This is a genomic window from Agromyces sp. NSFZ (assembly GCF_056156205.1).
Genome location: NZ_CM149585.1, coordinates 3,879,914 through 3,905,199, shown reverse-complemented (window position 1 = coordinate 3,905,199; position 25,286 = coordinate 3,879,914). Strand labels below are relative to the sequence as shown.

Below are 25,286 nucleotides of genomic sequence, written 5' to 3'. Positions count from 1 at the left end.
AGTCTCGCATCTCGAGAAGTCCGGTTTGCAGGGTCGCACCCTGCAGCGGCGACTTTTCGCGAGCGGTGACGGATGCCGCGAACCTCGCATCTCGAGAAGTCGCGTCTGCAGGGTCGCACCGTGCATCTGCGACTTCTTGTTCCGGTGGTGGGTGGGGGTGCGGCTCAGATCGTGGAGCGCACCATCGCGCAGGGTCGAGAAGTCGCGTCTGCAGGGTCGCACCCTGCATCTGCGACTTCTCCGATCAGGCCTCGCGCCGCCGGCGCGCCGGTTCGGGCACATGCAGCCGGGTGAGGAACGCATCCGCGCCGCGAGGCACGCCCCGGCGATCGGCGCGTGACGCCAGCACCGTGACGAGCACGGCGAGCGGCACCGTCCAAGCGGCCGGTTGCTCGAGGAACGGGCGGATGCCGCCCGCCGACGCCGCGAGCAGCGATCCGCCGAAGATCGCCGCCCCCGAGAGCACGGCGCCGGTCAGCATGCCCGCGATGGCGCCGCGCGCGGTGAGGCCGCGCCACCAGATGCCGAGCAGCAGCATGGGGCACAGGGTCGACGCCGTGAACGCGAACACCAGCCCCACACTCCCCGCCAGGCCCGCCGACTCGGTCGCGAGCGCCACGAGCAGCGGCACGAACGATGACGCGACGGCCGCGATGCGGAAGCCGCGCACACTGCCGCCGATGAGGTCCTGGCTGATCACGCCCGCGAGCGACACGACGAGTCCCGACGAGGTCGAGAGGAACGCCGCGAACGCCCCGGCGATGACGAACGCCGTGAGCAGGTCTCCGAGGGGGCCGGGGACGAGTCGTCCGGGGAGCAGCAGCACGAGCGCGTCCGCCTCGCCCGACGCCGCGAGGTCGGGCGCGAACGCCCGTCCGAGGAACCCGAACGCGGTGGGGAACAGGTAGAACACCGAGAGCAGCACGAGCACGATGACGGTCGTTCGCCGGGCGGCCGTGCCGTCGGGGTTCGTGTAGAAGCGCACGAGCACGTGCGGCAGGCCGAGGGTGCCGAGCAGCAGCGCGACCATGAGCGAGATCGTGCGGTAGACGTCGAGGTCGGCGGGCCCCGCCGTCGTCGGGAACGCCTCGATGGGCGGCAGCTCGGGCTCCACGCCACCGACCATGATGAGCAGCACCACGACCGGCACGGCGAGCGCCGTGAGCTTCAGCCAGAACTGGAACGCCTGCACGAACGTGATCGAGCGCATGCCGCCTGCGGCGACCACGACCGCGACGATCACCGCGACCGCGAGCGAGCCGGCCCACGCGGGCAGGCCCGTGGTGATGCGCACCGTGAGCGCGGCGCCCTGCAGCTGCGGCACGATGTAGAACCAGCCGATCACGATGACGAGCGTGCTCGTCACGCGGCGCGCCCACACCGATTCGAGCCTGGCCTCGGTGAAGTCGGGGATCGTGTACGCGCCCGAGCGGCGCAGCGGCGCCGCCACGAACAGCAGGAGCATGAGGTATCCCGCCGTGTAGCCGATGGGGAACCACAGGCCGGCCGAGCCCGTGAGCAGGATGAGCCCCGCGATGCCGAGGAACGACGCCGCGGAAAGGTACTCGCCGCCGATCGCCGACGCGTTCCACCACGGGCGCACGGTGCGCGAGGCGACGTAGAAGTCGCTCGTCGTGCGCGAGACCCGCAGTCCGTAGAAGCCGATGAGGGCGGATGCCACGGCGACGGCCACGATCGCCGCGTATCCGATCGCGGGGTTCACTCGTCCTCCGTCAGCGATCGGTACCGCGCCTCGTTGCGGGCGGCGGCGCGCACGTAGAGCGCCCCGACGGTGATGGCGAGCGGATACACGCCGACGCCGAGGAGCAGCCACGACAGGGGCACGCCGGCGACGAACGTCCCGTCGAGCACGGGCGTGAACGCGATGGCCAGCACGAAGAGCGCCGTCGCCGCCACGAACCCGACCGCCATCACGACGCCGAGCCGGAGCTGCGATCGGATGAGCGACCGCACGTAGACCCCGGTGATGTCGCTCGTCGGGGCCTCCGTGCCGACATGCGGCGTCGGCCGGACGGATGCCGCAGCCCCGGCTCGCGGCGCGGTGACCCGCACGCGCGCGGGCGGGCCATCAGCGTGCGCTGAGCCCGTCGAAGCGCCGGCCCCTTCGACGGGCTCAGGGCGCCTCTCGTCGCTCATGGCCGCGGCCGGATCGTGGCCTGCTCGAGCCGCTCCCGGAGCGCGGGCAGCAGCCGCCGGCTCACGGGCAGCTCGGCCGCGCCGACGGTGACGCTCGGGTGGTCGGCGCCCAGCCGGATGCGGGTGAGATGCGGGATCGCCACCAGGTACGACCGATGGATCCGCACGAACGTGTCGGCCCACTGGCGCTCGAGGTCGGACATCGGCACGCGCACGAGGTAGCTCGCCTCCTCGGTGTGCAGCCGCGCGTAGTCCCCCTGCGCCTGCACGTAGCGCACCTCGTCGCGCCGGATCATGCGGGTCGTGCCGCCGAGGGACACGGCGATCATCTCGGGTTGGGCGGCGCCCGGGGCATCCGGTGCCGGCGCAGCCGACGCCTTCAAGGCCTCGACGACACGGCTGATCGAACGGTGCAGGCGTTCGGCCCGCACGGGCTTCAGCAGGTAGTCGACGGCCGCGAGGTCGAACGCCTCGAGCGCGCCCTCCTCGTCGGCCGTGACGAAGACGAGCGCGGGTCGGCGCTCGAAGCGCTGCAGCGCCCGCGCGAGGTCGAAGCCCGTGAGTCCGGGCATGTGGATGTCGAGGAACGCCGCGTCGACCGGCTCGCGCGTGAGCAGCCGGATCGCCTCGGATCCCGAGCTCGCCTGGTGGATCACCCCGATGCGCGGATCCTGGCCGAGCAGGAACGCCAGCTCGTCGATCGCGGGCTGCTCGTCGTCGGCGATGAGCACGGAGATCACGGTTCCAGTCTCCCATCGGTGTTCCCGGTCGCTGAGCCTGTCGAAGCGGACCCCGTCGAAGCGGACCTCGTCGAAGCGGTCCCGCGGGCGCCGCTCCCTTCGACAGGCTCGGGGAACCCGCCAGGCTCGGGGAGCGAGTCCGCGACACGGCCCGGCTGGCTCTTCGGGATGCGCATGCGCACGAGGGTGCCCGCGCCCACGTTCGTCTCCACCACGAGGCCGTGCTCATCGCCGTAGACCTGCCGGAGCCGTGCATCGACGTTGCGGAGGCCGACGTGCTCGCCGGGTGCGCCGCCCGCGAGCACCGTCTCGAGCACGGCGGGATCGATGCCGACGCCGTCGTCCTCCACGCTGATCTCGGCGAACGCGCCGGAGTCGGCGGCCGTGATCGAGATGCGCCCGCCGCCCTCCTTCGACTCGAGGCCGTGCCGCACCGCGTTCTCGACGAGGGGCTGGATCGAGAGGAACGGCACGACCGTCGAGAGCACCTCTGGCGCGATCTGCAGCGACACGCGCAGCCGCTGGCCGAACCGCGCCCGCTCGAGCTTCAGGTAGCTGTCGATCGAGCGCAGCTCCTCGGCGACCGTGGTGAAGTCGCCGTGCCGTCGGAACGAGTATCGCGTGAAGTCGGCGAACTCGAGCACGAGCTCGCGCGCCTTCGCGGGGTCGGTGTTGATGAACGAGGCGATCGCGTTGAGCGAGTTGTAGATGAAGTGCGGGCTGATCTGCGCGCGGAGGGCGCGCACCTCGGCCTCCGCGAGCGCGGCTCGCGAGGCGTCGAGTTCGCCGAGTTCGACCTGCGCCGCGACCCACTCGGCGACCTCGCCCGTCGCGCGCACGAGCCCAGCTCGCACAGGCGCCGCGAAGGCCACGATGGCCCCGGCCGGCACGCCGCTCGCCCGGATCGGTGCGGCGACGGCATCCGTCTCCTCGTCGCCGATGCGGATGCGCCGCTGCACCTGGGGCTTCCCCGACGCGCTCGCCTCGGCGGCGAGCCGCCCGGCCACCGCGCGCACGGCGTCGTCGCCCTCGACGGTGACCGTGCCGGCAGGATCGACGAGCGCGAGGCTCTCGCAGCCGAGGAGCGCCCGCAGGTGCCGCCCCGCACGATTCGCGTCGGTCTCGCCGATGCCGCCGCGCAGGTGCTTCGCGGCACGACTCGCGAGGTGCAGGGTCTGGTACGTCGCCCGCTCGACGTCGGTGCCGAGCTCGCGCGACGTCACCACGAGCCGCCGGAGCAGCAGCACGACGCCGACGGCGAGCGCCCCGGCGACGACGCCGGCGGCAGCGGCGAGCAGCATCGACTCGGGCATGGAGGCCAGCGTAGCCGTCGTTCGTCGTCGCCCGGTCGCCGTTCGTCGCACCGTGGACGCCGCTCACCGACGACGAACGGTCGACGCCCCCGGCCGCCGCGCGGGGAAGCGAGCATGGGTCCACTGCGAACGCAGGCGGCGCGTCCGACGGCCCGCCGAAACCCCTCGAAGGAGAGACGCCATGGGCAACGACGCCCTGAGCGCGGAGGTCGACCTCAGCAAGGTCGACTACCACGCCGTGCAGCAATCGCCAGAGTTCCAACAGCTCCGACGGACTCACCGGAGCTTCGTCTTCCCCGTGCTCGCCGCGTGCCTGGTCTGGTACCTCGCCTACGTGCTGCTCGCGGTGTACGCGGTCGATTTCATGTCGACGCGCGTGTTCGGCAGCATCAACGTCGCCATGCTCCTCGGTCTCGCGCAGGTCGTCACGACCTTCGCGGTGACCATGTGGTACGTGCGCTGGGCCAACACGCACCTCGACCCCAAGGCGGAGCAGATCCGCGACGAGATCGAGTCGGGCGTGTTCTTCGACAAGGCCGACGAGGGGGTGACGCGCTGATGCTGCACCTCGAAGCGGCGAGCACCTCGCCCGGCAATCCCTGGCTCAACATCGGTATCTTCGGCGCGTTCGTCGCGATCACCATGGTGATCGTGTTCCGCGCCAGCCGGAACAACAAGACCGCGGCCGACTACTACGCGGCCGGCCGCTCGTTCACCGGCGGCCAGAACGGCTCGGCCATCGCGGGCGACTACCTGTCTGCCGCATCCTTCCTCGGTATCGTCGGCGCCATCGCGATGACCGGCTACGACGGATTCCTCTACTCGATCGGCTTCCTCGTCGCCTGGCTCGTCGCGCTGCTCCTCGTCGCCGAGCTGCTGCGCAACACGGGCAAGTTCACGATGGGCGACGTGCTCTCGTTCCGGCTCAAGCAGCGTCCAGTCCGCATCGCGGCAGCCGTCACGACGCTCGCGGTGTCGTTCTTCTACCTGCTCGCGCAGATGGCGGGCGCCGGTGGCCTCGTGTCGCTGCTCCTCGGCATCGGCGACGGCGTCGGCCAGGCCGTGGTGATCACCGTGGTCGGCGGCCTCATGATCCTCTACGTGCTCGTCGGCGGCATGAAGGGCACCACCTGGGTGCAGATCATCAAGGCCGTGATGCTCATCGCCGGTGCCGGCATCATGACGGTCTGGGTGCTCGCGCTCAACGGGTTCGACTTCTCGGCGCTGCTCGACCGTGCCGTCGCGGTCGCCGAGAACCCCGCCATCCTCGACCCGGGCCTGAAGTACGGCGTCTCCGAGCTCGCGAAGGTCGACTTCCTCTCGCTCGGCCTCGCCCTCGTGCTCGGCACCGCGGCGCTCCCGCACGTGCTCATGCGCTTCTACACGGTGCCCACCGCGAAGGAGGCCCGCAAATCGGTCGTCTGGGCGATCTGGCTGATCGGCATCTTCTACGTGTTCACGCTGGTGCTCGGCTACGGCGCCGCGGCGCTCGTCGGCCCCGAGGTCATCGCGGCGGCTCCTGGCGGCCCGAACTCGGCGGCCCCGCTGCTCGCGTTCGCGCTCGGCGGTCCGCTGCTGCTCGGCATCATCTCGGCGGTCGCGTTCGCCACGATCCTCGCCGTGGTGGCGGGCCTCACGATCACGGCGGCGGCCTCGTTCGCGCACGACATCTACGCGTCGGTCGTGAAGAAGGGCAAGCCCGAACCGGGTGCCGAGGTGAAGGTCGCCCGTCGTACGGTGGTCATCATCGGCATCGTCGCGATCCTCGGCGGCATCGGCGCCAACGGCCAGAACATCGCGTTCCTCGTGGCGCTGGCGTTCGCCGTCGCGGCATCCGCCAACCTGCCGACCATCGTGTACTCGCTCTTCTGGAAGCGCTTCACCACCCGTGGCGCCCTCTGGAGCATGTACGGCGGGCTCATCTCGGCGATCGTGCTCATCGCGTTCTCGCCGGTGGTGTCGGGTTCGGCGACCTCGATGCTGAAGACCGAGGCGATCAACTTCGCGATCTTCCCGCTGTCGAACCCGGGCATCGTCTCGATCCCGCTCGCGTTCCTCCTCGGCTGGATCGTGAGCGTCATCGACAACCGTCGTGAAGACGCCGCCAAGCAGTCCGAGATGGAGGTCCGCTCGCTCACGGGCATCGGCGCCGAGAAGGCGGTCAGCCACTAGCGAGCACGGCTTCGACGCGGCGGGAACGCCTGCCCGAGCCGCGTCGAATGAACAGACGGGGGCGGATGCCACGACGGCGAGTCGTGGCATCCGCCCCCGTTGCTCGTGCTCGGCGACCTCGTCACCGTCAGCGTCCCTCGCGATCCGACGACGAGAGGTGTCTCTGGCTGAGCACGCTCGCGAGCAGGGTGTAGCCCGCGAAGATCACGCAGGCGGTGAGCGCCGTCACGTACAGTGCCTCGTCGAGGTGGGGCCAGACGCCGATGATGATGAGGATCATGCTGCCGGCGATGATGAGGTGCAACGGAAGGCCGACGACGGGGAAGAGCCGATCGACGGGTTCGGTCGTCCGGTTGAAGGCGCGCATATCGGCGCTGAGGTTCAGGGCGAAGAATCCGACGACCCAGACCGTGCCGACCGCAGTGGCGCACGACAGCCAGAGCGGGTGGCCGTCGACGCCGTACCGGTTCACGGCGATCGGGAGCAGGGCGGCGATGACCACCCACACGCCCAGGATGAGCACGGCTCTCAGGTAGATCACGTCGTGCAGGTCGGACGGGCGCGTGCTGCGCAGGCCGATGAGTGCCCCGAATCCGACGAAGACGCCGGCGATCTCGGCGAAGTGCACGAACAGCTCGGTCTCCATGATGCCCCCGGTTCAGATTCTCGATCTGTTCGGGTGGAGCCCGCAACGAGAGAACCGGGCCCTCGCTTCGCCGGGCTCGGCGACCAGCCGGTCCCTGAGCCCATCGAAGGGCCGCTACATGTTGATCATGTGGCCGACGAGTCCGTGGAACGCCTCCTGCAGACCCTCCGACAGGGTCGGGTGCGTGTGCACGTTGCGCGCGAGCTCGAGGGCGCCGAGGTCCCACTTCTGCGCGAGCGTGAGCTCGGGCAGGAGCTCCGAGGCATCCGGACCGATGATGTGGCCGCCGAGGAGCTCGAGGTACTTCGCGTCGGCGACGAGCTTCACGAACCCGACAGGGTCGCCGAGTCCGTGCGCCTTGCCGTTGGCCGAGAACGGGAACGTCGCGACCTTCACGTCGTAGCCCTCGTCGCGGGCCTGCTGCTCGGTGAGGCCGAAGCTCGCGACCTGCGGCGAGCAGAACGTCGCACGCGGCATCATGCGGTAGTCGTCGAATCCCATGGTCTCGGCACCGCCGATGGTCTCGGCCGCGACGACGCCCATCGCCTCGGCGACGTGCGCGAGCATGAGCTTCGCGGTGACGTCGCCGATGGCGTAGATGTGCGGCACGTTCGTGCGCATGACGTCGTCGATGGCGATCGCCCCGCGGTCGGTGAGCTGCACACCCGTGTTCTCGAGGCCGAAGTCCTCGACGTTCGGCGCGAAGCCCACGGCCATGAGCACGCGGTCGACCTCGAGCGAGCCCGGCTGGCCGTCTGCGCCCTCGTAGGTGACCGTCACGCTCGAACCGTTGTCGGTGACGGTCTGCACCTTCGTCGACGTGAGGATCGGCACGCCGAGCTTGCGGTACTGCTTGGTGATCTCCTTCGACACGTCGAGGTCCTCGTTGGGCAGCGCGCGGCCGAGGAACTCGATGATCGTCACCTCGACGCCGTAGTTGCGCAGCACGTAGGCGAACTCCATGCCGATGGCGCCGGCGCCGACGATCGCGATCGATCGGGGGAGGTCGCGGCTCAGGATCTGCGTCTCGTAGGTGACGATGTTGTCGGACAGCTGCACGCCCGGCAGCAGACGCACCCGCGAACCGGTGGCGATGATCGCGTTGTCGAACGTGACGGTCTCGGTCGACCCGTCGGCCTTGGCGACGTCGATGGTGTTCGCGTCGCGGAACGTGCCGCGACCGTCGAACTCGGTGATGCCGTTCTTCTTCATGAGGAAGTGCACGCCCTTGACCCGGCCATCGGCGACCTTGCGGCTGCGGTCGAATGCGACCCCGTAGTCGAACGTCGCCTCGCCCGAGATGCCGAACGTGTCGGCCTGGGCGTGGAAGATGTGGGCGAGCTCGGCATTGCGCAGGAGCGCCTTCGAGGGGATGCATCCGACGTTGAGGCAGACGCCGCCCCAGTAGCGTTCCTCGATCACCGCGGTGCGGAGACCGAGCTGGGCGGCGCGGACGGCGGCGACGTACCCGCCGGGGCCGGCGCCGAGGACGACGACATCGAAGTGGCTGGTCATGCCTAGCAGCCTAGGCGCGTTCGCGCTCGCATCGGAAAGTCGCAGGCGCACCGGCGGCAGGCCGGGGGCCGGCGGACTCCACGCTGCCGACCTTCGGCGGATTCCGGACATGCTGTCCGAGGCCCTCGTCGGCTCGTGGGCGTGCGGCGTAGCCTCGACCCGTGACCAGCACCACGACCCCTCGCTCCTCCGCCGTTCCGGCCGCGGCATCCGCCCCGAAGCGACCGGGCCGGCTCTCGACCTGGGCGCAGTTCCTCGCCATGGGAACCGTGTGGGGTGCCAGCTTCCTGTTCATGAAGGTCGCGCTCGACGGGGTCTCGTTCGGACAGATCGCGTGGTCGCGCACGCTGCTCGGCGCGTTCGCGCTCGGTGCCATCGTGCTCATCACGCGTCCGCGGGTGCCTCGGGCCGACGGCACACCCGGCCCCGTCCTGCCGCGCGATCGTGTCGTGTGGCTGCACTTCCTGGTGGTCTCGCTGACGACGTGCGTGATCCCGTACCTCGCGTTCGCCTGGGCCGAGCAGTACGTATCGTCGAGCCTCGCGTCCATCTACAACGCCACGACGCCGATCATGACGGCCATCATGGCCACGCTCGTGTTCCGAGTGGAGCGGCTCGGTCTCAGCCGGTGGGTCGGGGTCGGCGTCGGGATCCTCGGCGTCCTCGTCATCATCGGGCCCTGGCAGGTCCAGGCGCTCACCGGAAGCCTCGCCGGACAACTCGCCTGCCTCGTGGCGACCCTCTGCTACGGCTTCACCTTCGGCTACCAGCGGCGGTTCCTGAGCCACCGGCCGATCGCGCCGGCGACGTTCGCGTTCCTGTCCATCGGCGTCTCGGCGGTGGTCATGCTGGCGCTCACCCCGTGGGTGGCCCTCGCCCCGGTCGAGCTCGACTGGACGATCGTCGGCTCCCTGCTCGCGCTCGGCCTGCTCGGCACCGGGCTGGCGTACATCTGGAACATCAACGTGCTGCGCGCGTGGGGTCCGACGGGCGTGTCCACGGTCACGTACGTGACGCCCGTGGTCGGCGTCGCGCTGGGCGTGCTCCTGCTCGGCGAGCGGTTCTCCTGGCACGAACCGGTGGGTGCGCTCCTCGTGCTGCTCGGCATCCTGCTGGCGCAGGGACGGCTCCGGATGCCTCGGCGCCGCGTCGCGGCATCCGACACCGCCTGACCGTCCCGTGCCCGGCGGCCGCCCGCCCCCGCCCGCGGGCATCCGCCTCTGCGCCACTTCTGCGACTCCTGCGCCACTTCAACTGGCGCAGAGCGCGGCGAAGTGGCGCTGAGCGGCGTGTGGAACCGGGCTTGACACGATCACGCTCGCATGGTTGGTTAGTTACACAAGTAATGAACCAATGAACCGGGTGACATGGACGAATCGCGGCCGATCTTCCTGCAGATCGCGGAGCAGGTCGAGAACGACATCATCGAGGGCGTCCTCGAGGAGGACGAGCAGATCCCCTCGACGAACGAGCTCGCCGCGTTCCACCGCATCAACCCGGCGACCGCGTTGAAGGGGGTGAATCGTCTGGTCGACGACGGCATCGTGGCGAAGCGACGGGGGATCGGCATGTTCGTGACACCGGGCGCGCGTGCTCGGCTCATCGAGCGTCGGCGCGGCGACTTCGCCGCCGAGTACCTGCGGCCGCTCATCGTCGAGGCCGAGAAGCTCGGCATCGACATCGACGAACTCGCGGAGCTGCTCCGCGCGGAAAGGATCCAGTCATGACCCGCACCGTGGTCCGCGCCAGCGGGCTCACCAAGCGCTACGGCTCGTTCACCGCGGTGGACGCCGTCGACTTCGCGTTCGAGGAGAACCGCATCTACGGACTCCTCGGGCGCAACGGCGCCGGCAAGACCACCGTCATGCAGCTCCTCACCGGCCAGCTGTTCCCCGACGGCGGCGAGCTCGAGGTGTTCGGCCGAACACCGGCCGAGCATGCCGACGTGCTGCGCCGCATCTGCTTCATCGCCGAGGCGCAGCGCTACCCCGACGCCTTCCACGCCTCGCACGTGCTGCGGGCGGCGCCCTGGTTCTTCGAGCACTGGGACGCCGAGTTCGCGGAGCGCCTCGTCGAGGACTTCCGGCTGCCGACCAGGCGCCCCGTGAAGAAGCTGTCTCGCGGGCAGCTGTCAGCCGTCGGCGTGATCGTGGGCCTCGCCTCGCGGGCGCCGCTCACCTTCTTCGACGAGCCCTACCTCGGGCTCGACGCGGTCGCGCGCCACGTCTTCTACGACCGCCTCCTCGAGGACTACGCCGAGCACCCGCGCACGATCGTGCTGTCGACGCACCTGATCGACGAGGTGGCGAACCTCCTCGAGCACGTCGTCGTCATCGACCAGGGCCGGATCCTGCTCGATCGCGACGCCGACGAGGTGCGCGGGTCGGCGACCACGGTGGCGGGGGCGAAGGCGGCGGTCGAATCGTTCGTCGCCGACCGCGCGGTCATCGGCCGGGAGGGGCTCGGGGGGCTCGCCTCGGTGACCGTCGACGGCCGCCTCGACCAGTCCGACCGCATCCGCGCCGCCGAGCTGGGGCTCGAACTCGCTCCCGTCTCGCTGCAGCAGCTCATCATCCACATGACCGGCACCGACCTGCGTGCCCATTCGACCCAGGAGGAGGTCGCCGCATGACCGCCGTCATCGACCAGTCGATCGTCGGTACCGAGCCACGCTCGCGCGCGGGGGAGATCTGGCGCATCGTACGCCTGCACGCCGTGACGCCGTCCGTCTTCTTCGGCATCCCCTGGCTGATCCTGGGAGGCGCGTTGCTCGTGATGATCACGATCGGGCTCATCACGTCGGGCGCCGGTGCCGACCAGGCGCAGGTGATGGAGGGCATGCGCTACAGCTGGGCGGTGCTGTCGCCCCAGTGGTATCTCGTCGCCGTCGGCGTGCAGGCCGTCGCGATGACCTTCTCCTTCGCGTTGGGATTCGGTGCCACGAGGCGCGACTTCTGGCTCGGCACGAGCCTCATGTTCGCCATCGTCTCAGTGCTGAACGCCGCGGCCATCGCCACGCTCGTGCAGATCGAGCAGGCGACCGGGGGCTGGTGGATCGGTATCGCGATGTTCGACGCGCTCTGGTACGGGCAGAGCGGCTGGCTGGTGGACGCGTACACGACCCTCGCGCTCCAGCTGCTCGTGCTGTTCATCGGCGCGAGCGTGACCACGGCGTACCTGCGCTGGCGCATGCGCGGCCTGATGATCCTCTCCGGCGCGGCCATCGCCCTGGCGCTCGCGCTGCTCGCGGTGGTGACGCTCACCGGCGGCTGGCCCGCCGTGGTCGCGTGGTTCGCGGGCATCGGCGTCGTGGGTGGGTTCACGATCGTGCTCGGATTCGCCGCGATCTTCGCCGCCGTCGGGTACGTGGTGATCAGGCGCGCCACGCCGCGCTGAGGCGGCGCGCACAGGCCGCGGCGCGGCATCCCAGGGGGTCGGATGCCGCGCCGCATCTCATTCCGGAGGATGACGCGCCGCGCCTCGGATCCGCCTCCGGTGCGACGCGGCGGAACGGCCCGCCCCGGCAGTCTCGATGACATGAGTTCCTTCGTGATCGAGGCATCCGGCCTCAGCAAGTCATTCGGTCAGGCGCGCGCGCTCGCGGGCGTCGACCTCACGGTGCGCACCGGCGAGTCGCTCGCCATCATGGGCGCATCGGGTTCGGGCAAGACGACGCTGCTGCACTGCCTCGCGGGGATCACGCGGCCCGACGCCGGCACGGTCGGCTTCCTGTCGGGCACGGGTCGCGTGGAGGTCACGGGACTCGGCGAGCGCGAACGTTCCCGACTGCGCCGGGAGGCGTTCGGGTTCGTCTTCCAGCAGGGGCTCCTCATTCCGGAGCTCACTGCGGTCGAGAACGTCGCGCTCGCACTCATGCTGAACGGCATGCCCCGTGCCAGGGCCGAGGAGTACGGCCGGGGCTGGCTCGCCGCCCTCGGGCTCGCCGGACTCGAGGACCGGCGCATCGGACAGCTCTCGGGCGGCCAGGCGCAGCGCGTGGCGATCGCCAGGGCGCAGGTCACCGGGGCATCCGTCATCTTCGCCGACGAGCCCACCGGGGCGCTCGACTCGGTGACGTCGGCCGACGTGATGAGCGCGCTGCTCGACTCGACCACCGGGCAGGGGCGCACGCTCGTGCTCGTGACGCACGACCCCGGCGTCGCCGCGCGCTGCTCGCGTACGGTCGACATGCGCGACGGCCGCATCGTGGGCGAGCGGGTGGCGGCGTGATCGGCCGGACCGGTCGCGTCGGCCGGGTCGGCCGAGTCGGCCGCGTCGCCTGGCTGCTGGCGCGGCCCGGCACCACCGGGGTGGCGGCCACGGCACTGCCGATCGCCGCGTTCGCGATCGTGACGGCGCTGCTGCTCACCGTGCTCGGCGGCGCCCAGACGTTCTGGACGTGGAACGACGAGTGGGCCGTGACCTACCAAGCGCTCGCCGTGATCGCGCTCGTGCTGCTCGTCGTGCCGCTCGCCTCGCTCGGCGGCGCCGCGGCGCGGCTCTCGGCGCGGCGTCGCGACGATCGGCTCGCGACCCTGCGGCTGCTCGGCGCGACGCCCGCGATGGTGTCGGCGCTCGCCGTGATCGAATTCGCGGCGCTCGCCGCGATCGGCTCGGTCATCGGCGTCGTCCTGTACGGCGCGCTGGTGCCGGCGCTCGCGCTCATCCCGTTCCGCGGCGAGGCGCTCGGGGTCGAGGGCGTGCTGCTCGGCTGGGCCGTGCTGGTCGGAGTGCCCGTCGGGGTCGTCTTGTTGGCCGTGGTGAGCGCGGTGCTCGGGCTTCGGCTGGTGGTCATCTCGCCGCTGGGCGTGCGCACCCGGCAGGATGCCCCGAAGTTGCACTGGCTGCGCGCGGCCGTGGCCCTCGTGGTGGTCGCGGTCGGCGCTGGCCTGATGGCCGTGCTGCAGGTCGCGGCATCCGCCATCATGATCCTCGGCATGCTCGCGGTCGCCTTCGGCGGGGCGCTCGCCGTGCAGAACCTCGTGGGGCCCTGGGTCATCCGGCTGGTCGCGCAGGCGCAGGCGCGCTCGGCGAAGACGCCCGCGAAGCTCCTCGCCGCGCGGGCCGTGCTCGAATCGCCGAAGGCCGCGTGGCGGCAGGTCTCGGGGGTCGCGATGACGAGCTTCATGGCGGTGTTCGCCGGCTCGGGCGTCGCCGTCGTGAGCTCGCTCGGCGAAGGCGTGCCCGACCGGGAGTCGGAACTGCTGCTCGCCGACATCCGCACCGGTATCCTGATCACGGTCATCGGCTCGTTCCTCATGGTCGCGTGCTCGGTGGGCGTGAACCAGGCGGCGGCCATCCTCGACCGTCGCGACCTGCACGAGGCGCTCGGCAAGCTCGGCATGCCCCTGAGCACCGCCGATGCCGCGCGCCGACGTTCGGTGATGTCGCCGCTGCGCATCACCGCGATCGGGGCCGCGCTCGCTGCCGCGGTGGTGATGCTGCCGCTCACGGGGATCACGCTGATCGTGGCGCCGGTCTCGCTGCTCGTCATCGGGGCCGTGCTCGCGACCGGGATCGGCGTGGTGTGGCTCGGGCTCGCCGCGACACGCCCGCTGCTGGCGCGCGCCGCTGCGGGTTGATCCGCGGGCCCATCAGGGGAGTCGGTCGCGTGCGGCGAAGGTAGGGTCGAGGTATGAGCGACGGACCCATCGACGAACGGGATGCCGCGATGACCGAACTGCTCGGCATCCGGTCGAGCATCGACAACATCGACGCCGCCCTCATCCACCTGCTCGCCGAGCGCTTCAAGTTCACCCAGCAGGTGGGCCGGCTGAAGGCCGAGCACGGCCTGCCCCCGAGCGATCCTGAACGGGAGCGCCGCCAGATCGCGAGGCTCCGAGCGCTCGCCGTCGACGCGCACCTCGATCCCGCGTTCGCCGAGAAGTGGTTCAACTTCGTGGTCGCCGAGGTCATCCAGCACCACGAGGAACTGGCCAACGGCACGACCGGCGAACTGTGAGCTGGTACCCCGTCGCCCTGCCGCCCCAGGCCGGGCGGCGGGTGCTCGTGACCGGCGCGAACGCCGGTCTGGGCTTCTTCACGGCGGCGCGGCTCGCCGGCGCGGGTGCGCACGTGCTGCTGAGCGGGCGCAGTGCCGAGCGGCTCGAGGCGGCGGCCGCCGCGATCCGCGGCGTGCGGCCCGCGGCATCCGTCGAGACCGTGGTGATCGACCTGGCTTCGCTCGACTCGGTCGCCGAGGGTGCCGAACGCCTCCTGCGCGAGCCTCGGCTCGACGGCGTGGTCGCGAACGCGGGCATGGTGCACACGCCGATGACCCGGCGTGCGTCGGTCGACGGCAACGAGCTGGTGCTCGCGACCAACGTGCTCGGGCACTTCGCGCTGCTCGGCCGGCTCCTCCCGCACCTGACGCCGGGCGCTCGCATCGTCTCGCTCGGGTCGCTCTCGACGCGGCTGTCGACGTTCCGCGTCGACGACCTGCAGCTCGAGCGCGGCTACGACGCCTGGCGTGCGTATGCGCAGTCGAAGATCGCGACGCAGGTGCTCGGCTTCGAGCTCGACCGGCGGCTTCGGGCCGCGGGATCCTCGATCGTGAGCGTCGTCGCACACCCCGGCTACTCCATCAGCGGACGCACGCCGCACGTTCCCGGAGTCAACGAGCCGAGCCGCAGCAGCCGGTTCGCCGATGCGCTGCAGTCGCCGTTCGCCCAGGGCAAGCATCGCGGCGCCGAGGTGCCGCTGTACGCGCTCACCGCCGCAGACGTCGCGGGCGGCCAGTACTGGGGGCCGCGGTACCTCACGCGCGGCGCGCCGGTGCTGCAGCGGCCCACGCGGGTCTCGACCGACGCCGACCTCGGGGCGCGCGTCTGGACGTTCGCCGAGGAGGTGACCGACCGGGCGTTCACGGTCGGCGGATGACCCAGGGCACGCGTCGGGGATGGTTCTCGTCGCCGCGAGTGCGGCGAGTCCTCGCGCGCGTCGTCGTGGTGATCGGCGTCGTGCTCGGCCTGATCGGAGTGCTCACCGCCCGGTGGGGCCTGCTCTTCGCCGGGGTCATCGTCGTCGGGCTCGGCGCCGCGCTCGGGCCCGCGCGCATCCGCGGTGGCTCCGACGGGTCGCACGGCAGCACCTGAATCGAGAAGTCGCGTTTGCAGGGTCGCACCGTGCATCTGCGACCTTTCCATTCGGACGACCGCCCGCGACCCGCGACGGTCGCACGCGGTTCACCTGCGGGCAACCATTGCGTCGGGTGGTGTTGCCGCCGGTTGCATACGGTGATCGGCATGTCCACACAGCGCAGTGCGGCGGACGCCGCGATCGTCGACCTGTTCGAGCGATGGGGGGCCGGCGAGGTCGACGAGCACGACGTCGACGTCATGGTCGACCTGCTCGGGCTCGCGCCGGGCCTGCGCCGCCGTCGCCGATAGCCGGAGCGTCCCATGCACACCATCACCCGGGTCGGCGACCTGGACGTCATCGTGAAGCCCTCTCCCGTCGCGATGGTGTGGAACGAACCGGGGCGGCCGCACGACGCCCTCGCCGCGCCGGGCGTGCGTCTCGCGCCGGGCGGGGCCCTCGTCGAGGTGGAACTCGCCACCATCTGCGGCGCCGACCTGCGCGTGGTGCACGGCGAGCAGCCCGCGCCCGCGCCCCTCGTGCTCGGCCATGAGCAGGTGGGGCGTGTCGTCGCCGTCGGCGAGGGCGTGAGCCGCGTCGACGGCGTGCCGCTCGAGCTCGGCGACCGCGTGGTCTGGTCGACGACCGTGAGCTGCGGCGAGTGCGATCGCTGTACGCGCGGGGTTCCGCAGGCGTGCCGCACCCTCGGACGCTACGGCCACGAACGAGTCCACCGCGGCTGGGAGCTCTCGGGCGGATTCGCCACCCATGTGCAACTGCGACCGGGCACCGCGATCGTGCGCGCGCCCGAGGACGTGCCGAGCCGTGTGCTGGCGCCCGCCGCGTGCACGGCGGCGACGGCGATGGCGGCCATCGACGCGGCATCCGCGCGGGTCGATCTCGCCGGCGCGCTCGTGCTCGTGACGGGCGCCGGCCTGACGGGACTCACGGCGGCGGCGATGGCGATCGAGGCGGGCGCCGAAGTGATCGTGTCCGATCCGGATGCCTCGCGCCGCGAGTTCGCCCGCCGGTTCGGTGCGGTGCCCGTGGACCCCGGCGCGCGCCCCACGTCACCCGACAGCCTCGGCACCGCCCTCGTCGGATTCGAGCGGCGCGGACGCGACGAGGTGCTCGTGGCGATCGAGGCCTCCGGAGCCGCCTCGGCGGTGCGCACCGCCGTGCAGGTGCTCGGTGCCGGCGGCGTCGCGGTGCTCGTCGGCAGCGTGCCACGCGGGTCCGAGGTGTGCCTCGACGCCGATTCGCTCGTGCGCCGGCTCGTCACGATCGAGTCGGTTCGGGATGCGACGGGCGAGCAGTTGCGGCACGCGTTGGCGTTCCTCGAGCGGTCGTGGCGCTCGTACCCGTTCGACGAGCTCGTCGGCTCGACGCATCCGCTCGCCGACCTCGACCAGGCTGTCGCCGAGGCGGCGTCGGGCGTCCACGTGCGGGTGGGCGTGGCGCCCGGACGCCGCGCCGTGTGACCATGGGGTGATGATCTCCCGGGACCTCGCGCTCGCACTGCGCGATGCCGGTCTCGTGTGGCATCCCGAGTCCGGCGACCGCTTCCAACTCGACCTGCCCGACCAGGTCGACTCCGAGGTCGAGGCCGACGTGTTCACGGTGAGCGAGATGACGATCGAGGCGCGGCGATATCCCACCGGCACCATCCTCGCGTTCAACGGCACGACCGAGTGGGCGCTCGACTCGGTCGCCTTCGCCGATGCGGTGTGGCTGCCGCGCGAAGACCAGCTTCGCGAGTTGCTGCGGGCGACGTTCCGGTCGCTCAGCCGGCTCGAGGACGCGTTCGAGGTGCGCATCGAGGTGGCCGGCGACGAGTTGCGGTTCGAGCATCCGGATGTCGCGGAGGCCTACGGCCTGGCGCTCCTCGAGCTCGTCGGGAGGTCGCGATGACGGATGCCGCGGGGCCGGATGCCGCGGGGCCGGATGCCGCGGGCCCGGCGGTCGCCCGGGTGCGCGACCTCGTCGCGCAGGTCGCGGAGGAGCTGCGGTCGAGCGGCGCCCGTTCCGAGGTCCTCGCCGAGTTCGTGCCCGAACGGCGGGTGCTCGGGATTCCGCGCGCCGCCCGGATGACCCCGACCGGCCGGGTGTGGCGGCTCGGCGTGCTGCTCCTCGATGCCGAGGACGGCGGCGCGTTGTACGCGACCGGACGTGTCGTGCGGGCCGAGCGACCGGCCCGCAAGAGCGTGACCGCCGAGTCCGTGGCGCAGCAGAGGGCCTTCCGCGCGGCCGCCGTGAAGGGCGGGATCCCCGAGGGCGAGACCGTGAGCTTCGATGCGGCGCCGGTCGACCTCGACGAGCTCGGCCGCGCCGGGGCATCCGGCCCGCTCGTGGTCGACGCCGCCACGGGCGAGGTGCGCGTGCGCTGGAGCCCGTCGCAGCCCGATGCCCTCACGCCGCTCGAGGCGTACCTGCGCGACCGCGCCGACCTGCTCGCGCACCCGCCAGAGGGTGCCTGAGCATCACCCGGAGTGTCGCAGGTGGGGAGATCCGCTGTGCTTCCCCCTCGTGTCGAAGCGGCCTCATGTGAGGGGATTCGACGCGAGCCCTGGGGAAACCGAATCCGGCCGGACGAGCCGCGATGCTCCCGTCAGTCGTCGTCGGCGCGTCCGTCGGTGCGCGACGGGCGCGCCTCGGCTTCCTGGATCGACTCGATGACCGAGTCCTGCAGGCCCTGCTGACCCGTGTGCAACTCCTGGTAGACCTCGCCGGCGCCCATGATCGGGCCGAATGCGGCGCGCAGGCGCTGGCCGTGCGGCGCTCGCACCGCACGCACGGTCGTGCCCACCGCGAGCGCCGCCGCGAACAGCCCGGCGAGGATCGGCGGCACGAGCTCCATGCTCAGAACCCGAACGCGGTGATGGCGGGGAGCGTGCCGTCGCGCCAGCCCTCGAGCACGAACCGCTCGTGGTGCACGGTCCGCTCGGGCAGCGCGGCGAGATCGAACCAGCGCAGGTCGGCGGCCTTCTCCTCCTGCAGGGCGGGCGTGCCGCTCCACGCGCGGCACGCGAAGAAGAAGTCGACGCGCTGGTCGACGGCGAGTCCGGTAGGGGCCGTGCGATGCATCGTGGTGAGCGGTTCGAGGTCGCGTTCGGCGAGCGTGACGCCGAGCTCCTCGGATGCCTCGCGCACGATCGCCCGGGTCACCGGCTCGCCTGCTTCGACGTGGCCGGCGGCCGACGCGGCCCACCAGTCGTCGTAGTAGCCGGTGTCGGCCCGCAACTGCAGGAGCACGCGGCCGCCGTCGACGAGGAACACGTACGCGGCCGGCACGACGCTGAACCCGCCGTGCTCCGCCGCGTAGAGCGCGGGGTACGTCTGGCGGGCGGTGCGCGGGTCGCTCACCGGTCGCTCAGTATCCGACGATCGGGCCGAACGCGTCGGCGAGCGGAGCGCGGTTCACGGTGCGCAGCTCGTCGAGCGGCACGGTGAACAGGCCCTGCAGCTCGAGCGCGCCCGACGCGGCATCCGTCACGCCGATGCGGCGCACCGGGTAGCCGCGGCCCTCGCAGAGCCCGCGGAACTTCACGTCGTCCTCACGGGGAACCGACACGATGACCCGGCCCGTCGACTCCGAGAACAGCGCGGTGGCCGCGTCGACGCCGGCGTCCTCCCGCACCTCGTCGAGCACGATGCGCGCGCCGACGCCGAAGCGGCCGACGGCTTCGGCGAGCGCGACCGCGAGGCCGCCGTCGCTGAGGTCGTGCGCCGAGTCGACGAGTCCCTCGAGCGCCGCGGCCTGCAGCAGCTCGGCGAGCGCCTTCTCGCGCTGCAGGTCGACGGCCGGCGGGCGTCCGCCGAGGTGGTCGTGCACGACGTCGGCCCACGCGGAGCCGTCGAGCTCGGCGCGGGTGTCGCCGAGGAGGTAGATGTTGTGGCCGTCGTCCTGCCAGCCGCTCGGCACGCGACGCGCGACGTCGTCGATCACGCCGAGCACGGCGATCACAGGGGTCGGGTGGATCGGCACGTCACCCGTCTGGTTGTAGAACGACACGTTGCCGCCCGTGACGGGGATGCCGAGCTCGAGGCATCCGTCGCTCAGCCCCTCGATCGTCTCGGAGAACTGCCACATGACCTCGGGGTTCTCGGGGGAGCCGAAGTTCAGGCAGTCCGAGATGCCCATGGGCTTGGCGCCGGTCACGGCGACGTTGCGGTACGCCTCGGCGAGCGCGAGCTTCGCGCCCTCGCGCGGGTCGAGCTGCGAGTAGCGGCCGTTCGCGTCGGTCGCGAGGGCGACGCCGAGCCCCGACTCCTCGTCGACGCGGATCATGCCGCCGTCGTCGGGGTAGCTGAGCGCGGTATTGCCCATGACGTACTTGTCGTACTGGTTCGTCACCCACGCGGCATCCGCCTGGTTGGCCGAGCCGATCAGCTGCAGGAACTGCGCGCGCAGCTCGTCGCCCGCGTCGTCGGCCGGGCGGGCGAGGCCGGATGCCCCGTCGGCCTGCAGCGCGTCCTGGTACGACGGGTAGGCGACCGGGCGCTCGTACACGGGGCCGTCTACGGCGACGGTGCGCGGGTCGACGTTCACGATCTCCTGGCCGCGCCACGTGATGGACAGGCGGCCCGAGTCGTTGACCTCGCCGAGCACGCTGGTCTCGACATCCCACTTCTTCACGACCTCCATGAAGCCGTCGAGCTTCTCGGGTCGCACGATCGCCATCATGCGCTCCTGGCTCTCGCTCATGAGGATCTCCTCGGGCGTGAGCGAGGGGTCGCGCAGCAGCACGTCGTCGAGCACGATCGACATGCCGCCGTCGCCGTTCGCCGCGAGTTCGGAGGTGGCGCACGAGATGCCCGCGGCCCCGAGGTCTTGAATGCCCTCGACGAGGTCGCCCTCGAACAGCTCGAGGCAGCACTCGATGAGCACCTTCTCGGCGAACGGGTCGCCCACCTGCACGGCCGGGCGCTTCGTCGGCCCGCCCTCGGCGAACGTGTCGGACGCGAGGATCGACGTGCCGCCGATGCCGTCGCCGCCCGTGCGGGCGCCGAAGAGCACGACCTTGTTGCCCGGTCCCTTCGCGTTGGCGAGGTGCAGGTCCTCGTGCCGGAGCACGCCCACCGCGAGCGCGTTGACGAGCGGGTTCTTCTGGTAGGTCGGGTCGAACCACGTCTCGCCGCCGATGTTCGGCAGGCCGAGGCAGTTGCCGTAGAAGCTGATGCCCGAGACGACCCCGTGCACGACGCGAGCGGTGTCGGGGTGATCGATGGCGCCGAAGCGCAGCGCGTCCATGACGGCGACGGGGCGCGCGCCCATCGAGATGATGTCGCGCACGATGCCGCCGACCCCGGTCGCCGCCCCTTGGAACGGCTCGATGAACGACGGGTGGTTGTGCGACTCGATCTTGAACGTGACCGCCCAGCCCTCGCCGATGTCGAGCACGCCGGCGTTCTCGCCGATGCCGACCATGAGATGCTGCTTCATCTCGGGCGTGACCTTCTTGCCGAACTGGCGCAGGTAGATCTTGCTCGACTTGTAGGAGGCGTGCTCGCTCCACATGACCGAGTACATCGCGAGTTCGGCGCTCGTCGGTCGCCGCCCGAGGATGTTGCGGATGCGCTCGTACTCGTCGGGCTTCAGGCCCAGCGCGGCGTAGGGCTGCTCCTTCTCGGGAGTGGATGCGGCGACCTCGACGGTGTCGAGCACCGGCGTCGGGGCAGCGGTCGTGGCGGAGGTTTCGGTGGTCACGAGTGGCGAGCTCCAGAGAACGGCGGCGGGCGGATGCCGCGGGCGGATGCCTGACCGTGCAAGTCTACCCGCGCCGCTCACGTGAGCAGGCCGGATGCCGTGGCGTCCTCGGCCCGGTGGCCAGTCACAGTGCGGTCGAGTCGCCGATGCGATACCTGCGGTGTTTGCTTTGTGCCGGCGCCGTTGCGATGAGCGCACCCTGCGCTACGAGAACCCGGAGCCGGGGACGCAGGGCTCCCGGCGTGCTCTGCGCATAGCGCGCCAGCTCGTTGATACCTAGCTCACCACGCTCGCGAACGGCATTCAGTATCCTCTCGTCGAGCGGGCTCGCAGCCTGTAGCTCGTTGGCCTCCGCGGGAAAGCCTTCGAAGAGCGAGCGTGCGTTGAGCTCGCCGGCGATCAGTCTTCGTCCTGGTCGGTACGCCTCCCCGATCCGCGGGGGAAACGCGAGCCAGCCTTCGTCGACCAGGCGACGCAGTACATGCTTTGCGTCTTCGCTGTCCATGACGAGCGCGGCGCGCAGAATCTGATCGTCCACGGCATTTCCGCGGTGAACGAGTACGAGCGCGCGTTGAAGGTCCGGCTCGAGGCTGTCGGCGCCGATGGACCGCAGCCAATCCGAGCTGTCGGGATTCAAGAGGCCATGCCGGTCGAGTACGACCGTCATGCTCGTCACGGTGGGAAGGAACTTCGGCGCTGGGAGCCCGGCCCTGCCGAGAACCCCTGTCATGCGCGGAATTCCCGACCCCGCATTCTCGGAAACCGATTCGTCCCGCCCAGGCAGAGGGACTTCGGTCAGCAGCGCGGCGAGGACCTGGTTACGGGAACGCGAGCTGCCATCATAGAGATCCACGACACGTCGGCCTCCCCAGATTCCTCCGGGATTGGACACTTCGATTCGGTCCGGAAACATCTCGACTCTGACTTGCTCACCGAGCGCCCACGCGCTGTAGTCGCGATGGGTCAGTGCATTGGTCACAGCCTCACGAAGTGCATCGACGGGTACTTCAGGTTCATCGACGGCACCGGCACCACGCGAGATCCGCCGCGTCTTCAGGTTCTCCAAGATGGCGAGGACGGCATCATCGACCATCACGGGAATGGATCCTTCGATGATTCGCCGATCCAACATGCGTACGTCTCCGATCACGTCCGCCTTGGTCCGTCCGGGATAGACCGCGAAGGTGATGATCGCCTGCGGATAGAACTGCTGGGGATAGCGCCCGAGCGCCAAGAGGCCCGCCAGCGTGGGAGTGCTCCGATCAGCGGCGAGCACATTGTGCCGATGCAGTATGTCGGCGTCGTGACTCAGATCCGCGACGGACCTGGGGCGTGTTCGTCGGACTCGTGTGATGAATCGTGAAACCTGGCCAGGGTCGAGGTCGTCGATGGAAGCACCATCGACCATCATCGAATCCTCGTGCGGCTGCGCACCATCGGTGGAAAGGAGGAATGCGCCGTAAGTGCTCATTCGTCGGTCGCCGTCGCCGACGCGTTCATAGGTTCCCCCTTCCTTTCCTTGGGCAGTAACGAAAGACGGCTTCTGACTTGGGGGGAGTTCGGCCACGTCGATGACCACCACCGGCGAGCCGCCCACTTCATCGACGTCGATGGTCCCGAGGGGTCGGGGCGTGACCGGGCCTGCGCCATCCGCGGAACGGCGCGGCCGAAAGGCGTCGGAGACGGCATCCCGAATCGCGATCGCATCGAAGCCCTCGGCCGGCACGAAACCGTTGGACTCGTCGAGTCCCAGCAGAACGACGCCGCCCCCGTGATTGCTGAACGCGCTGATGGTCGGCCACAGGCTCTTCGGTAGGCCGCCGACCGCTGCCTTCGCTTCGATATGGCGGAGGTCGGTGCCCGCTCTTTGAAGCTGCTGGACGATCTCGGTCAGCTCTCCTTGGCTCGTCTCCATTGCGCCTCCGCTGCAGTGGGATCACTGTAGTTCAGTGATCGGTCACTGTAGCATCACTGATGTCGATTGACGATCATTCGCTCTCTGCAACTTCGTCCTTCAGGGGACGGTGTCGTGAGCCAACTCGGCAGCGGTGTGGACGGGGCGATCGGAAACGCAAGGGATGCGTTCCCGCGGCCGGACGCCAAACTCAAGTGGCGGACACGCCCATAACGTGCGCGGCACCGCAGCGCCCGCCGCTTGGCCGCCATTTGCGGTTCAGGCCTCGCGTCCCCCGGGCGGCCCGATGATGAGCAGTACCGTGAACACCGCGGCGATGCCGACCACGGCGACCACGGAGAGCAGCACCGGCCGGGCGAGGAACCAGCGGAGCATCCGGTTCACCCAGTTGCCGTCGGCCGGATGCTCGGTGGACTCACGTCGCCAGTCGCCCTCGAGCCGGCCTCGACGGATGAGCCACAGCTCGAACGGGATGGTCGCGTACGGCACGATCGCGGTGAGCGCGCCGAACACGATCAGGCCGATGCTCCAGCGCTGGTTGACGCCCACGAGCACCGCCGTGAACGCGTAGCCGAGGAAGACGAAGCCGTGCACCGCTCCGGCCGGGAAGAGGGCGCCGTCGAATCCGGCGGCGTACTTCAGGATGAGGGCGATGATGAGGCCGGTCCAGGTGACGGCTTCGGCGAAGGCGAGGGTGCGGAAGAGGCGCTTCGGGGACACGGATGCTCCAAGGTCGGGGTCCGTCCATCGTCGCAGGTGGCTCCTGGGTGCCGCATCGTACGAAGGGTTGACCGGCCGGCGGCACGTCTGCGGCCGAGGCCGCGCGATAGCCTGTGCCGGTGACCGAGCCATCCGCGCGCGAGCTCGTCGAGCGCCTCATCGTCTCCATTCCCGACTTCCCCGAGCCGGGTGTCACGTTCCGCGACCTCACCCCGGTGTTCGCGAGCGGCCCGGCCCTGCACGCCCTCGCCACGAGCCTGACCGACCCGTTCGCCGGCCGGTTCGACGACATCGGCGGCGTCGAGGCGCGCGGGTTCCTCATCGCGGGCGCCGCCTCCGCGCTCACCGGGGCGGGCGTGCTCACCGTGCGCAAGGCGGGCAAGCTGCCGCGTGCGGTGCTGCGCGAGGAGTACGCGCTCGAGTACGGCGAGGCCGCGCTCGAGGTGCACGAGGGAGAGCTGCCGCCCGGATCGCGCGTGCTCATCGTCGACGACGTGCTCGCGACCGGCGGCACGGTCGGCGCGGCGGCACGACTCGTGGAGCGCGCGGGCTGGCAGGTCGCGGGCATCTCGGTCGTGCTCGAGCTCGAGGCGCTCGGGGGTCGGGCCGCACTCGGCGACCGGTACGAGGTCTTCTCGCTGCTCCGCTACTGACAGACCTGAGCGTTCCCCAGTTGTTTTGAGTCATTCAAAACTCGCGCTACGGTGAGTCCATGACGAGGTCGGATGCCACCGCGGCTGCGCCGCGCACGACGGTCGCCGTCGACGGCGCCGCCGGCACCGGTCCGGCCGACGCGGCCGACGATCTCGCGCAGACGCTCCGCGACGCCGGCCTCAAGGTCACGGTTCCGCGCGTCGCCGTGCTGCGCGCGCTCTCGGAGCATCCGCACGCCGATGCCGACACGGTGTTCCGCGTCGTGCGCGCCGGGCTGCCGACCACGTCGCTGCAGGCCGTCTACGGTGTGCTCGGCGCCTTCGCCGACGCGGGGCTCGTGCGCCGTATCGAGCCGGCCGGGTCCTCCGCTCGGTACGAACGCCGTGTCGGCGACAACCACCACCATCTCGTGTGCCGCGAGTGCGGCCGGGTGGAGGACGTCGACTGCGTGGTCGGCGAGACCGCCTGCCTGACCCCGAGCAGCACGCGCGGGTTCCGGGTCGCCGAGGCCGAGGTCACCTTCTGGGGCACCTGCCCCGCCTGCGTCGAAGACGCGGAGGCGGCGGCTGCGGCGGCCGCGGCCATCGCCGAGCCGACGTAGCCGACGTCAACCCGCGGCTGCGGCATCCGCACCCCCGAAGACCTGACCGGATCACCGTCGACCCGGTCG

At 70.8% G+C, this 25,286-nt stretch carries 28 protein-coding genes; 17 read left to right on the top strand and 11 right to left on the bottom strand.

Annotated features, from left to right (window positions below; translation table 11 throughout):
* Positions 1–244: 244 nt before the first annotated feature.
* The 4 genes from ACVFI9_RS18550 to ACVFI9_RS18535 are packed head-to-tail and all read right to left on the bottom strand — an operon-like array spanning position 245 to position 4,210.
* Positions 245–1,723 (bottom strand): sodium/solute symporter, encoded by a 1,479-nt coding sequence (locus ACVFI9_RS18550; protein WP_474763650.1) that lies wholly within the window; start codon positions 1,721–1,723, stop codon positions 245–247.
* Positions 1,720–2,157: a DUF485 domain-containing protein gene (locus tag ACVFI9_RS18545; RefSeq protein ID WP_474763649.1), complete on the bottom strand. Its 438-nt coding sequence runs from the start codon at positions 2,155–2,157 to the stop codon at positions 1,720–1,722. The genes ACVFI9_RS18550 and ACVFI9_RS18545 overlap by 4 nt, the downstream gene beginning before the upstream one ends.
* A complete protein-coding gene (locus ACVFI9_RS18540) occupies positions 2,154–2,897 on the bottom strand; it encodes a LytR/AlgR family response regulator transcription factor (protein ID WP_474763648.1) in 744 nt (247 codons plus the stop codon). The genes ACVFI9_RS18545 and ACVFI9_RS18540 overlap by 4 nt, the downstream gene beginning before the upstream one ends.
* Positions 2,894–4,210 (bottom strand): sensor histidine kinase, encoded by a 1,317-nt coding sequence (locus tag ACVFI9_RS18535; protein ID WP_474763647.1) that lies wholly within the window; start codon positions 4,208–4,210, stop codon positions 2,894–2,896. The genes ACVFI9_RS18540 and ACVFI9_RS18535 overlap by 4 nt, the downstream gene beginning before the upstream one ends.
* A gap of 181 nt (positions 4,211–4,391) precedes the next feature.
* Between ACVFI9_RS18535 and ACVFI9_RS18530 the strand changes: the two genes are divergently transcribed.
* Positions 4,392–4,769: a DUF485 domain-containing protein gene (locus ACVFI9_RS18530; protein WP_474763646.1), complete on the top strand. Its 378-nt coding sequence runs from the start codon at positions 4,392–4,394 to the stop codon at positions 4,767–4,769.
* On the top strand, positions 4,769–6,382 hold the full coding sequence (locus ACVFI9_RS18525; RefSeq protein WP_474763645.1) for a solute symporter family protein: 1,614 nt from the start codon (positions 4,769–4,771) through the stop codon (positions 6,380–6,382). The genes ACVFI9_RS18530 and ACVFI9_RS18525 overlap by 1 nt, the downstream gene beginning before the upstream one ends.
* 127 nt (positions 6,383–6,509) lie before the next feature.
* Here ACVFI9_RS18525 and ACVFI9_RS18520 read toward each other — a convergent pair whose 3' ends face one another.
* Both ACVFI9_RS18520 and lpdA read right to left on the bottom strand, forming a co-directional pair.
* Positions 6,510–7,028, bottom strand: coding sequence for a hypothetical protein (locus ACVFI9_RS18520; RefSeq protein ID WP_474763644.1), 519 nt, complete (start codon positions 7,026–7,028; stop codon positions 6,510–6,512).
* 114 nt (positions 7,029–7,142) lie between these two features.
* Positions 7,143–8,543, bottom strand: coding sequence for a dihydrolipoyl dehydrogenase (lpdA, locus tag ACVFI9_RS18515; RefSeq protein WP_474763643.1), 1,401 nt, complete (start codon positions 8,541–8,543; stop codon positions 7,143–7,145).
* Between the two features lie 161 nt (positions 8,544–8,704).
* Here lpdA and ACVFI9_RS18510 point away from each other — a divergent pair, with 161 nt between their 5' ends.
* From ACVFI9_RS18510 to ACVFI9_RS18450, 13 genes are all read left to right on the top strand, one after another.
* Positions 8,705–9,715 (top strand): DMT family transporter, encoded by a 1,011-nt coding sequence (locus tag ACVFI9_RS18510; protein ID WP_474763642.1) that lies wholly within the window; start codon positions 8,705–8,707, stop codon positions 9,713–9,715.
* Between the two features lie 195 nt (positions 9,716–9,910).
* Positions 9,911–10,270, top strand: coding sequence for a GntR family transcriptional regulator (locus ACVFI9_RS18505; RefSeq protein ID WP_474763641.1), 360 nt, complete (start codon positions 9,911–9,913; stop codon positions 10,268–10,270).
* Positions 10,267–11,175: an ABC transporter ATP-binding protein gene (locus ACVFI9_RS18500; RefSeq protein WP_474763640.1), complete on the top strand. Its 909-nt coding sequence runs from the start codon at positions 10,267–10,269 to the stop codon at positions 11,173–11,175. Before ACVFI9_RS18505 ends, ACVFI9_RS18500 begins: the two co-directional genes overlap by 4 nt.
* A complete protein-coding gene (locus tag ACVFI9_RS18495) occupies positions 11,172–11,939 on the top strand; it encodes a hypothetical protein (RefSeq protein WP_474763639.1) in 768 nt (255 codons plus the stop codon). The genes ACVFI9_RS18500 and ACVFI9_RS18495 overlap by 4 nt, the downstream gene beginning before the upstream one ends.
* 141 nt (positions 11,940–12,080) lie before the next feature.
* A complete protein-coding gene (locus ACVFI9_RS18490) occupies positions 12,081–12,773 on the top strand; it encodes an ABC transporter ATP-binding protein (protein WP_474763638.1) in 693 nt (230 codons plus the stop codon).
* Positions 12,770–14,125 (top strand): FtsX-like permease family protein, encoded by a 1,356-nt coding sequence (locus ACVFI9_RS18485; protein ID WP_474763637.1) that lies wholly within the window; start codon positions 12,770–12,772, stop codon positions 14,123–14,125. The genes ACVFI9_RS18490 and ACVFI9_RS18485 overlap by 4 nt, the downstream gene beginning before the upstream one ends.
* 53 nt (positions 14,126–14,178) lie before the next feature.
* Positions 14,179–14,505, top strand: coding sequence for a chorismate mutase (locus tag ACVFI9_RS18480; RefSeq protein WP_474763636.1), 327 nt, complete (start codon positions 14,179–14,181; stop codon positions 14,503–14,505).
* Complete coding sequence (locus ACVFI9_RS18475; RefSeq protein ID WP_474763635.1) at positions 14,502–15,422, top strand: SDR family NAD(P)-dependent oxidoreductase; 921 nt, start codon at positions 14,502–14,504, stop codon at positions 15,420–15,422. The genes ACVFI9_RS18480 and ACVFI9_RS18475 overlap by 4 nt, the downstream gene beginning before the upstream one ends.
* Positions 15,419–15,637: a hypothetical protein gene (locus ACVFI9_RS18470; RefSeq protein WP_474763634.1), complete on the top strand. Its 219-nt coding sequence runs from the start codon at positions 15,419–15,421 to the stop codon at positions 15,635–15,637. Before ACVFI9_RS18475 ends, ACVFI9_RS18470 begins: the two co-directional genes overlap by 4 nt.
* A 150-nt stretch (positions 15,638–15,787) precedes the next feature.
* Positions 15,788–15,931 carry a hypothetical protein gene (locus ACVFI9_RS18465; RefSeq protein ID WP_474763633.1) on the top strand — a complete coding sequence of 48 codons (144 nt, stop codon included), beginning with the start codon at positions 15,788–15,790 and terminating at the stop codon, positions 15,929–15,931.
* 12 nt (positions 15,932–15,943) lie between these two features.
* Positions 15,944–17,101, top strand: coding sequence for an alcohol dehydrogenase catalytic domain-containing protein (locus ACVFI9_RS18460; protein ID WP_474763632.1), 1,158 nt, complete (start codon positions 15,944–15,946; stop codon positions 17,099–17,101).
* 10 nt (positions 17,102–17,111) lie between these two features.
* Complete coding sequence (locus tag ACVFI9_RS18455) at positions 17,112–17,531, top strand: pilus assembly protein CpaE (protein WP_474763631.1); 420 nt, start codon at positions 17,112–17,114, stop codon at positions 17,529–17,531.
* Entirely contained in the window at positions 17,528–18,097 is a 570-nt protein-coding gene (locus tag ACVFI9_RS18450; protein ID WP_474763630.1) for a hypothetical protein, read from the top strand. The genes ACVFI9_RS18455 and ACVFI9_RS18450 overlap by 4 nt, the downstream gene beginning before the upstream one ends.
* Positions 18,098–18,228: 131 nt before the next feature.
* Here ACVFI9_RS18450 and ACVFI9_RS18445 read toward each other — a convergent pair whose 3' ends face one another.
* The 5 genes from ACVFI9_RS18445 to ACVFI9_RS18425 all read right to left on the bottom strand — a co-directional run bounded on the left by ACVFI9_RS18445 (position 18,229) and on the right by ACVFI9_RS18425 (position 23,962).
* Complete coding sequence (locus ACVFI9_RS18445) at positions 18,229–18,477, bottom strand: hypothetical protein (protein WP_474763629.1); 249 nt, start codon at positions 18,475–18,477, stop codon at positions 18,229–18,231.
* Positions 18,478–18,479: 2 nt separating this feature from the next.
* On the bottom strand, positions 18,480–18,983 hold the full coding sequence (locus ACVFI9_RS18440) for an NUDIX hydrolase (RefSeq protein WP_474763628.1): 504 nt from the start codon (positions 18,981–18,983) through the stop codon (positions 18,480–18,482).
* A gap of 7 nt (positions 18,984–18,990) precedes the next feature.
* Entirely contained in the window at positions 18,991–21,327 is a 2,337-nt protein-coding gene (gene purL / locus ACVFI9_RS18435) for a phosphoribosylformylglycinamidine synthase subunit PurL (RefSeq protein WP_474763627.1), read from the bottom strand.
* Between the two features lie 124 nt (positions 21,328–21,451).
* Entirely contained in the window at positions 21,452–23,242 is a 1,791-nt protein-coding gene (locus ACVFI9_RS18430; RefSeq protein WP_474763626.1) for an ATP-binding protein, read from the bottom strand.
* 258 nt (positions 23,243–23,500) lie between these two features.
* Positions 23,501–23,962 carry a DUF3817 domain-containing protein gene (locus ACVFI9_RS18425; RefSeq protein ID WP_474763625.1) on the bottom strand — a complete coding sequence of 154 codons (462 nt, stop codon included), beginning with the start codon at positions 23,960–23,962 and terminating at the stop codon, positions 23,501–23,503.
* A 119-nt stretch (positions 23,963–24,081) separates the two neighbouring features.
* Between ACVFI9_RS18425 and ACVFI9_RS18420 the strand changes: the two genes are divergently transcribed.
* Positions 24,082–24,615 (top strand): adenine phosphoribosyltransferase, encoded by a 534-nt coding sequence (locus ACVFI9_RS18420; protein ID WP_474763624.1) that lies wholly within the window; start codon positions 24,082–24,084, stop codon positions 24,613–24,615.
* Positions 24,616–24,674: 59 nt separating this feature from the next.
* The gene (locus ACVFI9_RS18415) at positions 24,675–25,217 is read left to right on the top strand and encodes a Fur family transcriptional regulator (RefSeq protein WP_474763623.1); all 543 of its coding nucleotides are present in this window, start codon (positions 24,675–24,677) and stop codon (positions 25,215–25,217) included.
* The last annotated feature ends 69 nt before the right edge of the window (positions 25,218–25,286 follow it).